Source organism: Alphaproteobacteria bacterium, from assembly GCA_035625915.1.
Classification (GTDB): Bacteria; Pseudomonadota; Alphaproteobacteria; order JACZXZ01; family JACZXZ01; genus DATDHA01.
The window spans coordinates 1-8634 of record DASPOR010000090.1 but is presented as its reverse complement, the minus strand read 5'-3'; the positions used below and the strand labels follow the sequence as shown (position 1 = coordinate 8634).

Below are 8634 nucleotides of genomic sequence, written 5' to 3'. Positions count from 1 at the left end.
CGCTCTCGGTGGACGATACGCGCGACGTGATCGAGGCGCTCAAGCGCCGCTTCCCGAAGATCGTCGGACCGGATGTCAAAGACATTTGCTACGCGACCCAGAACCGCCAAGCCGCCGTGCGTGAACTCGCGCGCGAGGTCGACGTTATTCTCGTGGTTGGCGCCAAGAACAGTTCGAACTCGAACCGTCTGCGGGAAATCGGTTCGGAGATGGGTGTGGCGAGTTATCTGATCGACGACGCCGGTCAGCTCGATCCGCGGTGGCTCAAGGGCGCCGAAGCGGTCGGTATTACGGCCGGCGCTTCCGCTCCCGAAGAGCTCGTTCAGGAGCTGATCGCACGTCTGCGCGACTTCGACGAAATCGAGGTCGATATGCTCGACGGTATTCAGGAAAACGTTCAGTTCAAATTGCCTGCGGAACTGCGCGACGAAGCTGTCGCATAGCTCCGAGGCATGGCAAACTAGAAACGCGCAGCAATCGAAAGGGCAAAGGCGTGGGCGTTCCCGTTCATCAGCAAATCCGCGTCGGTGCGTACATCGTCAAGCAGCGGCTATCCGGGCGCGAGCGCTATCCGCTCGTGCTGATGCTTGAGCCGCTCTTTCGCTGCAATCTCGCCTGCCCGGGTTGCGGTAAGATCGATTACCCCGACGAGATCCTGAACAAGCGCCTCTCGGTTGCGGAGTGTCTCGAGGCCGTTGACGAGTGCGGCGCCCCCATCGTGTCGATTCCAGGCGGCGAACCGCTCCTTCATAAGGAGATCGGCCAAATCGTCGAAGGTATCGTCGCGCGCAAGAAGTACATCTACCTCTGCACCAACGCGCTCCTCCTCGAAAAGCGACTCGACCTCTTCAGGCCTTCGCAATACCTCACCTTCTCGATTCATCTCGACGGCTTGAAGGAAGAGCACGATCACGCGGTGAGCCAGGAAGGTGTGTTCGAGCGCGCGGTCTCGGCGATCAAGGCTGCAAAGGCGCGCGGCTTCCGCGTCAACATCAATACGACGCTGTTCGACGGTCTCGATCCCGACCGAATCGCCGCCTTTTTGGACTATGCGAGCAACGAGCTCGATATCGACGGTATCACGATTTCTCCGGGCTATGCCTACGAGCGGGCACCGGATCAGCAACACTTCCTCAGTCGACAGAAGACCAAGCGCCTTTTCCGGGAAGTCTTCAAGCGAGGCAAAGGCAAGAAGTGGCGCTTCAGCCAGTCGAGCCTCTTTTTCGACTTCCTCGCCGGCAATCAGCAATACCACTGCACGCCTTGGGGCAATCCGACCCGCAACATCTTCGGCTGGCAGAAACCGTGCTACCTCCTCGGCGAGGGTTTTGCCCGTTCGTTCGAGGAACTGATGGAAGGGACCGAGTGGGACAAGTACGGCACGGGCAACTATGAGAAATGCGCCAACTGTATGGTGCATTGCGGGTACGAGCCGACTGCGGCGGATGACGCCATCAGGCATCCGATCAAGGCGCTCATGGTGGCCCTTCGCGGGCCGCGCACGGATGGCCCGATGGCCGAGGAGATTCCGCTCGATAAGCAGCGCCCGGCCGAATTCGTCTTTGAAGCCAACGTGCAGAAGACGCTATCGCAGCTACATGCCGAGAACGAAGCCCGGCGCAAGATCGGCGGCGAGGCTGCCTAGCACCGTCAGGGCGCGCGTGTTAGCGCGCCCGAGTGCCAGCAGGGCTGGCAGATCCCAGGGCCTGACGACAAGGCGAGCGAGCACCGCAAGGGCGCGGCTTTCGCCGTGAGGACCTAGGCCTGCGAGGGCGGTGGCGGGAATTGCTCGGCCTGTGGGGTCCAGGATCACGCGCAAGGCCATGAACGGCCTGCCTGCCTCATTGGCCGCCGCCGCGGCCGCGTGGCTCTCCATATCGACGGCGACGGCACCTGTTCGAAGCCTCAGGGCAGCCTTCGCGGCGCGGGTGACGATGGCGCTGTCCTGCCCCGCTATCGCGCCGATCACGATGCGGGTGCGATCGCTGAGCGCTGCCGTGAGGCTACTTCGCCACGCCGCGTGCGTCTCGATTCGCGTGCCGTCCGGCAGCATCACCTCACTCGCCACCACGGTATCGCCGGTTTCGAGTGTGGGGACTAATCCGCCAGCGAGCCCGAAGCTCAAAATCGCTCCTGCTCCTTGAGAGATGAGGGACCTGGCTCCTTCGTATGCGCGATGCGGGTTCGCGGCCGAAATGGCGATGAGGGGATGCTGCTCTTGCCCTTGTTTGCGCCAGGCGGTCGAAATCTCCGCCGCCTCCGACTGCATGCCGACGACGATGCCAACCCGGCTCAAATGCCGTACTGGACGGTTTTGTCGTTGCCGCCCATCAAATTGCGGTAACGCGCCAGTGCCCAGAGCGGGAAGAACTGACGATAGCCGTGGTAGCGCAAATAAAAAATGCGCGGGAATCCGACGGCCGTGAACCACGGCTCACGCCATTCGCAGCCCTTACGGGGTGCGGCGAGAAGATATTCAACGCCGCGCCTGACCGCATCGCTATCGACCTCCCCCGCCGCCATCAGGCCGAGCACCGCCCAAGCCGTCTGCGACGCGGTGGATTCCCTCGACTCGGCGCGCCGCTCCTTCCAATAGGTGGCGCCATCCTCGCCCCAGCCGCCATCCGTGCGTTGGCGTCCCTTAAGCCAGGCGACCGCCCGCTGGATATAAGGCTCCTGGGAGCTTTCGCCGACGCCGTTGAGGGCACTTAGCACCGACCAGGTACCGTAAACATAATTCGTCCCCCACCGACCGAACCAGGACCCGTCGGCCTCCTGTTCCCGCTTGAGAAATTCGATCGCCTTCGCCACGGCCGGATGCCCGCGCTTGTAACCAAGTTGGGCGAGGAACCCGAGACAGCGCGCACTGACATCGGCCGTGGGCGGATCAAGCAGTGCGCCGTGATCGGCGAAGGGAATGTGGTTCAAGTAATATTTTGTGTTCTCGGCATCGAACGAACCCCAGCCGCCGTTCTTGGACTGCATGCCGATGATCCACTCCGCCGCGCGCTCGATCGCTTGGCGGTGCCGTGGGTTGCCGACTCGGTCGAGTGCGAGGCCGACGAGTGCCGTATCGTCCACGTCGGGATAGTGATCGTTGCCGTATTGGAATGCCCAGCCGCCGGGTCGCAAGCCTGGGCGTTGATCGGCCCAATCGCCCTTGACGTTGAGAATCTGGCGTTCGGCGAGCCAATCCATGGCCTTTGCGGCACTGGCGCCATCGCGCGGCGCCTCCGCCTCCATGATGGCGAGGGCTGCAAGGCCCGTGTCCCATACCGGCGAGACGCACGGCTGGCAATAGCCCTTCCCGTCCGCCGCGATCAGCAAATTGCGCAGCGATTTCTTGGCGATCATCAAATCCGGGTGGTTCTTGGGGTAGCCGAGGGCTTCGAACGCCATGACCGAATTGGCCATCGCGGGGAATATCGCACCCAGACCGTCTTCCCCGTTCAACCGCTCGGTGATCCATGCGGCGGCGCGCCGAATTGCCTTGTCGCGTTTGCCCTTCGGGAAGAAGGGTTCGACGATCTGGAGGAGCTTGTCGAGGGCAAGGAAAAAATCGCCCATCTTGGCGCCGGTCGGATTGATCTGGTAATCGCGTACCGTCTCCGGCGGGGAGACGAAAAGTTCCCGAATATCGATGTTGCGTGGATTACGCGCACTGGGCTTGAGGGCGGTCAGGATCAGAAGCGGTACGATCACGGTGCGCGACCAATAGCTCACTTTGCTAAGGTGGAAGGGAAACCAGCGCGGCAGCAACATGATCTCGACCGGCATCACCGGCACGCCACGCCATGGCAGTTGACCGAAGAGGGCCAATGCAAAGCGCGTGAAGACGTTGCATCGGGCAGCTCCGCCGTGCGCCAGGATCGCCTCGCGCGCCCTTACCATGTGCGCCGCCGTCGGATCGTCGCCCGCAAGCTTGAGGGCTAAATAGGCCTTGACCGACGTGGAAATGTTGAAATCGCCGCCGTAAAAGAGCGGCCAGCCACCGTGCTTGCCCTGAAGCTCGCGCAAATAGGCTGCGAGCTTCGCTTCAAGCACGTCGTCGATCTCATCGAGGTAGTGCTCGAGCATGATGTACTCGGCGGGGATCGTGGCGTCCGCCTCGAGCTCGAACACCCAATGGCCATCGGCGCGCTGCAGCGCCTTGAGTGCTGCGGTCGCCTCCGCGATCACGGGATCGAGCCGGCTCTTCAGATTGAGGATGCGTTCGCTCACGGACCTCGTGTTCCCTCGTATATCCTGCACCCACCGGACACAGCAAAACCACGGCATCCAGGGGAGGCCGGGCTATGCCAATGCGTCAGGTCTGGCGCAATTTAGTTCGCTGGCGCCGTTTTTTCAACGATTACGGCCCCCTGGGCGGAATGCTCAATGACCCTCGAATTCGCAGAGGGTGGTGACCTCGACCCCCATCTTTTCAATCTTGGCGCGCCCGCCAAGTTCCGGCAGGTCGATGACGAAGGCAGCGCCGACGATTTTTCCACCCGTCTGCCGCACGAGCTCTATTGCCGCGGCCGCCGTGCCGCCTGTTGCTATAAGGTCATCGATCAGCAGGATATGTTCGCCTTCCAGAATTGCGTCGGTATGTATTTCAATCCGATCGACACCGTATTCGAGCTCATAGTCCTGCCCGATCGTCTGCCATGGGAGCTTGCCCTTCTTGCGCACTGGAATGAAGCCGGCATTGAGCTGATGCGCCACCGCCCCGCCGAGGATGAAGCCGCGTGCTTCGATGCCGGCGACTTTATCGACACGATTGCCTTGGAAGCTTTGCACAAGTCCCTCGACCGTAACGCGAAAGCCGATCGGGTCTTGGAGCAACGTCGTAATATCGCGAAAGACGATGCCCGGCTTCGGATAGCCTGGGATCGAACGGATACGCGACTTTATGGGCATCGAGGTTCCCCTGGTCTGGTTGCCGGCCAGACTTTAGTCGCCAAGCGACCGAAACGCAAAAAGTCCGGCGGCCATGTGCTCGTATGGCGAATCCGAAATTCGCCACATCCGGGGGCGGAACCGTGAGCGAATTTCGGACTCAAAGTCACACTAGCGTTCCACCGCCGCCGTTGCGGCTCTGTGACCCGAGCGGATGGCGCTCTCGATCGTGGCGGGAAGGCCGGTGTCGGTCCAGTCGCCCGCCAGGAAAAGGTTTGCAAGATGGGTTCGCGTGCGCGCCCGTTTTGCGATCGCGTCCGGCGTCTGCGCGAATGTCGCGCGCTTTTCTTTGACAATGCGGGTGGGCGGGCGCTCTGTCAGCGGCAGTTCGAGCGCTTTTGCGACATCGTTCCATATCCGCTCGGCGATCGTCTCGTTCGGCGCTTCGGCAAGCAGATCCGCCGCACTTACCGTGACCGAGACGACATTGGCACGATGGAAGAGCCACTGCGCGGTGCCGCCGATGAGACCGAGGAAGGGCAAGCCGTCCGGGAAGGCGGGTAGGCGATCGAGCTTGAAGTGGGCGTTAACGATGGCGCGACTTTCGAGCGGAGCATCGATAGCCGGCAAAAGTTCGGCGATGCGCGCCGGGGGAACGGCGAGCACCACGCGGTCGTTTGGGCCGAGCGCTTGCAGGCCATCGGCGAAGGCGAGCGCGACGACGCGACCGCCCTCAATCCTCAACCCCCTCAAGCGACGATTAAAGGCGATCTCAACGCCACGCTTTGAAAGACGTTCGAGGGCAGGATCGACGAAGCTGGCCGATAGTCCCGCCATTGCGATGCACGGCCGGGCGGCGTGGCCTGAGCGCCCGAAGGTCTCCATCACCACGCGCCACAACAGCCTGGCTGCACCCTCGTCCGCCGCGGTGTTGAGGGCAGCGACCGCGAGTGGCTCCCAGAATCGCTCATACAGAACGCGGCGCCCGCCGACGCATGCGGCGACCGTGGCGTTCGAGCCGCAGAACGCCAGCCGCAAGCCAGCGAGATAGTCGAATGCCGTCGTGTCCGGCACGCGCCGCCGTTTGTCGAAGACCCACCAGGGGATACGTCCCCGATTGGGCCTCACACTCCAACGCAAGCCGGTTCTCAAGTCTATGAACGGGAAGGCAGCCTCGGGTGCGATGTAGAGCGTGTCCGATGCGCCGATCTCGTGCAGATAGCGCATCGCCGAACGATTGCCTGAGAGAAGCAGATGATTGCCGTTGTCGATCACGCAGCCGAGAGTTTCGTCATAGAAGGAGCGGCAGCGCCCGCCTGCCTGCCCAGCACCCTCGTGCAGATGAACCGCAAGATCGCTGCCTGCCGAAAGCCGTACGGCTGCCGCAAGTCCGGAGAGGCCGGCCCCCACGATGTGCACAGCACTCATTGCCGGCACCGTTCAGAAAAACCCATGGCGCACGGCGAGATACAGCTTCACGAATTTCGACGGGCCGACATCGGCGTCGAGGTCATCCCAGCCGCGCGCCACAAGTGCATCGAGGGTACGGCGATAGACTGACAACATGATCAAGGCCGGGCGCATCGTCCGCCGGTCGAGCCGGTCAAGCAGCCGCTCGGCTTCGTCATAGCTTGCACGCGTGATGGCGGCCAGATCGTCGCAAACTTTGCCGAGGCGGGGGTGCGTCAAGACCGACGCCGGATCGTCTGTCGCGATGCCGTGCTTCTCGAGAAGCTCACGCGGCAGGTACAACCGTCCCCGATCCGCATCCTCCCTGAGATCGCGCAGGATGTTGGTGAGCTGAAGCGCTTTTCCCTCGGCAAGCGCCAGTTTCAGGGCGGTCTCGCTCGAATCGCCAAACGTGCGCACGGAGAGGAGGCCAACAGCACCCGCCACGCGCGCGCAATAGCGTTCGAGCTTGGATAGCGAGGGTGCGCGAATGTTCTCGATCGCATCCATTTCCATGCCGGCGATGATGGCGAGGAAGTCGTCCTTGGGGAGTTGGTAGTCGCGAACCGCGTGCTGAAGGGCCTGGGTGATCAGCAGCCGCGGCGCACCTGCGTAAAGCTCTTCAATCGCGGCGCGCCATGCCTCGATACCATGGGCTTTTTCTTCGGGCGAACGACCTTCGTCGGCGATGTCGTCGACTTCGCGGCAGAAGGCATAGATCGCGTACATGGCATAGCGGCGCTCGGGCGGCAGAAGGCGCATCGCCCAAAAGAACGAGGTGCCCGAACGCTTGGTCAGCTCACGAACATGAATGCGCGCCTCTTGGTCGTGCGTCGGCTGAGCGGTGTTAGCCTGCGCCATCGGTCATGCACCTCGGGTCGGCCGGCGTGCGCTCTGCGAATAAGCCCGACCCTTCCAGGTCCCGCCCTGTCCGCGCCAGTGGCGCAACGCCGAATTGACCGTCATCGCCGTATAGAGCATGGCTGCCACGGGAAGCAGCGAGGCGGTCGCGGGCGGTTCGCCAAAGAGAGCGACCGTCGGGCGGTAGGTATAGATCATGATGCCCCAGGCGAGCACGCCCGTGGCCGCGGCCGGATCTCGCCCGAGAACGCCGACGAGTCCGACGATAGGTGGTGCTGCGAACACGAGCAACATGGCGATCACGGCGCCGAGCAGTACGATCGGCGAATATCCGAGCTGGGCATAAGCTGTACGCGCGACCATCGACCAGATTTCGCCGAGGGATTCGTAGGCTCGCAGGCTCCTGACGTTCGTACTGAGTCCCAGCCAGATGTCGCTGCCGCAGTCCTTTAGACGCCGGGCGAGCGCTACGTCATCGATGATGGCGTCGCGAATGGAAGGAATGCCGCCCGCCCGTTCGAGCGCTGTGCGTCGCACAAGCATGCAACCGCCCGCGGCGGCGGCAACTCGGCTCGTCCGCTTGTTCGCGAGGGGGAAGGGGTAGAGCATCTGAAAAAAATACACGAATGCCGGAATCAGAAGGCGCTCCCATCCTGTTCGGCAATGAAGCAGGGCCATTAGCGAAACAAGATCTCGCGACTCCGTCTCAGCCTTGCCGGCAAGGCGGCGCAGGCTCGCCGGGTCGTGAACGATGTCGGCGTCGGTCAGGAGGAGGTATGGCGAGCGAAAGGCGGTGCTCGCATAACGGATACCCTGTTCAACCGCCCACAGCTTGCCCGTCCATCCCCCTGGCAAGGGCGCGCTCGTTATGACTTTCAATCGATCGTCGGCGCCAAGTTTACGCGCGGCAAGGCGCGCCTCGGCCGCAGTTGCGTCGTCGCTGTGATCATCCACCATTACAACGGTGAACTTTCCGGGGTAATCCTGGGTCAATAGCGAAGTCAAGGATTGCCCGATGGACGCGGCTTCATTTCGTGCCGGCACGACCGCGGTCACGTCGGGCCAGGTGGGGAGACTCGGCGGTTCGGTCGGTAGGCGCTGGTTGGCACGCCAAAATCCGCCGCGTGCCGCGAGTTGCACGAGCCACGCGGCGAGGGCGAGCGATCCCACAATCAAGAGCGTAAGTGACGTCATCACGCGCTGGATAGCCCAAGGATGGTTCGGAAGCCAAGCCCTTTCGGGATACTCAGGCGGCGGCCTTTTCCCGCGCGCCGCCATCCAGAAAGGTGCGCAGAACGCCGCGGGCGGCCACGAAAAGGAAGGCGGGCTTCGCAAGCTCGACCCGCCTCGCAACCGGATCGCGCTGGCGAAGCAGTGTCGCCAAACGCTCAGCCAGCGCCACGATCGCACCGGATTCGTAGGCGAGGCGACGGCTCTTCAGTT

General features: G+C 62.7%; 9 protein-coding genes. 2 read left to right on the top strand and 7 right to left on the bottom strand.

Annotation, left to right across the window (positions count from 1 at the left end):
• Both ispH and hpnH read left to right on the top strand, forming a co-directional pair.
• Positions 1-443 (top strand): 4-hydroxy-3-methylbut-2-enyl diphosphate reductase (gene ispH, locus VEJ16_07285; protein ID HYB09457.1); only part of this gene is annotated, 443 nt, incomplete at its 5' end.
• Between the two features lie 50 nt (positions 444-493).
• Positions 494-1645 (top strand): adenosyl-hopene transferase HpnH, encoded by a 1152-nt coding sequence (hpnH, locus tag VEJ16_07280; GenBank protein HYB09456.1) that lies wholly within the window; start codon positions 494-496, stop codon positions 1643-1645.
• Here the strand turns inward: hpnH and VEJ16_07275 are convergent.
• The 7 genes from VEJ16_07275 to VEJ16_07245 all read right to left on the bottom strand — a co-directional run.
• On the bottom strand, positions 1595-2296 hold the full coding sequence (locus VEJ16_07275; protein HYB09455.1) for a hypothetical protein: 702 nt from the start codon (positions 2294-2296) through the stop codon (positions 1595-1597). The genes hpnH and VEJ16_07275 overlap by 51 nt on opposite strands.
• Complete coding sequence (gene shc, locus VEJ16_07270) at positions 2293-4221, bottom strand: squalene--hopene cyclase (protein ID HYB09454.1); 1929 nt, start codon at positions 4219-4221, stop codon at positions 2293-2295. The genes VEJ16_07275 and shc overlap by 4 nt, the downstream gene beginning before the upstream one ends.
• A gap of 153 nt (positions 4222-4374) precedes the next feature.
• Positions 4375-4902 carry an adenine phosphoribosyltransferase gene (locus VEJ16_07265; protein HYB09453.1) on the bottom strand — a complete coding sequence of 176 codons (528 nt, stop codon included), beginning with the start codon at positions 4900-4902 and terminating at the stop codon, positions 4375-4377.
• Between the two features lie 150 nt (positions 4903-5052).
• Positions 5053-6309 (bottom strand): hydroxysqualene dehydroxylase HpnE, encoded by a 1257-nt coding sequence (gene hpnE / locus VEJ16_07260; protein HYB09452.1) that lies wholly within the window; start codon positions 6307-6309, stop codon positions 5053-5055.
• Positions 6310-6321: 12 nt separating this feature from the next.
• On the bottom strand, positions 6322-7191 hold the full coding sequence (hpnD, locus tag VEJ16_07255) for a presqualene diphosphate synthase HpnD (GenBank protein ID HYB09451.1): 870 nt from the start codon (positions 7189-7191) through the stop codon (positions 6322-6324).
• 3 nt (positions 7192-7194) lie between these two features.
• A complete protein-coding gene (locus VEJ16_07250) occupies positions 7195-8385 on the bottom strand; it encodes a glycosyltransferase (protein ID HYB09450.1) in 1191 nt (396 codons plus the stop codon).
• Between the two features lie 52 nt (positions 8386-8437).
• The coding region (locus tag VEJ16_07245; GenBank protein HYB09449.1) for a hypothetical protein at positions 8438-8634 on the bottom strand (197 nt) is incomplete at its 5' end.

What these genes read in the sequence shown, in the direction of transcription:
- hpnE (HYB09452.1), bottom strand. Translation starts at nt 6,309, where the DNA reads ATGAGTGCTGTGCACATCGTGGGGGCCGGCCTCTCCGGACTTGCGGCA.
- hpnD (HYB09451.1), bottom strand. Translation starts at nt 7,191, where the DNA reads ATGGCGCAGGCTAACACCGCTCAGCCGACGCACGACCAAGAGGCGCGC.
- VEJ16_07250 (HYB09450.1), bottom strand. Translation starts at nt 8,385, where the DNA reads ATGACGTCACTTACGCTCTTGATTGTGGGATCGCTCGCCCTCGCCGCG.
- VEJ16_07265 (HYB09453.1), bottom strand. Translation starts at nt 4,902, where the DNA reads ATGCCCATAAAGTCGCGTATCCGTTCGATCCCAGGCTATCCGAAGCCG.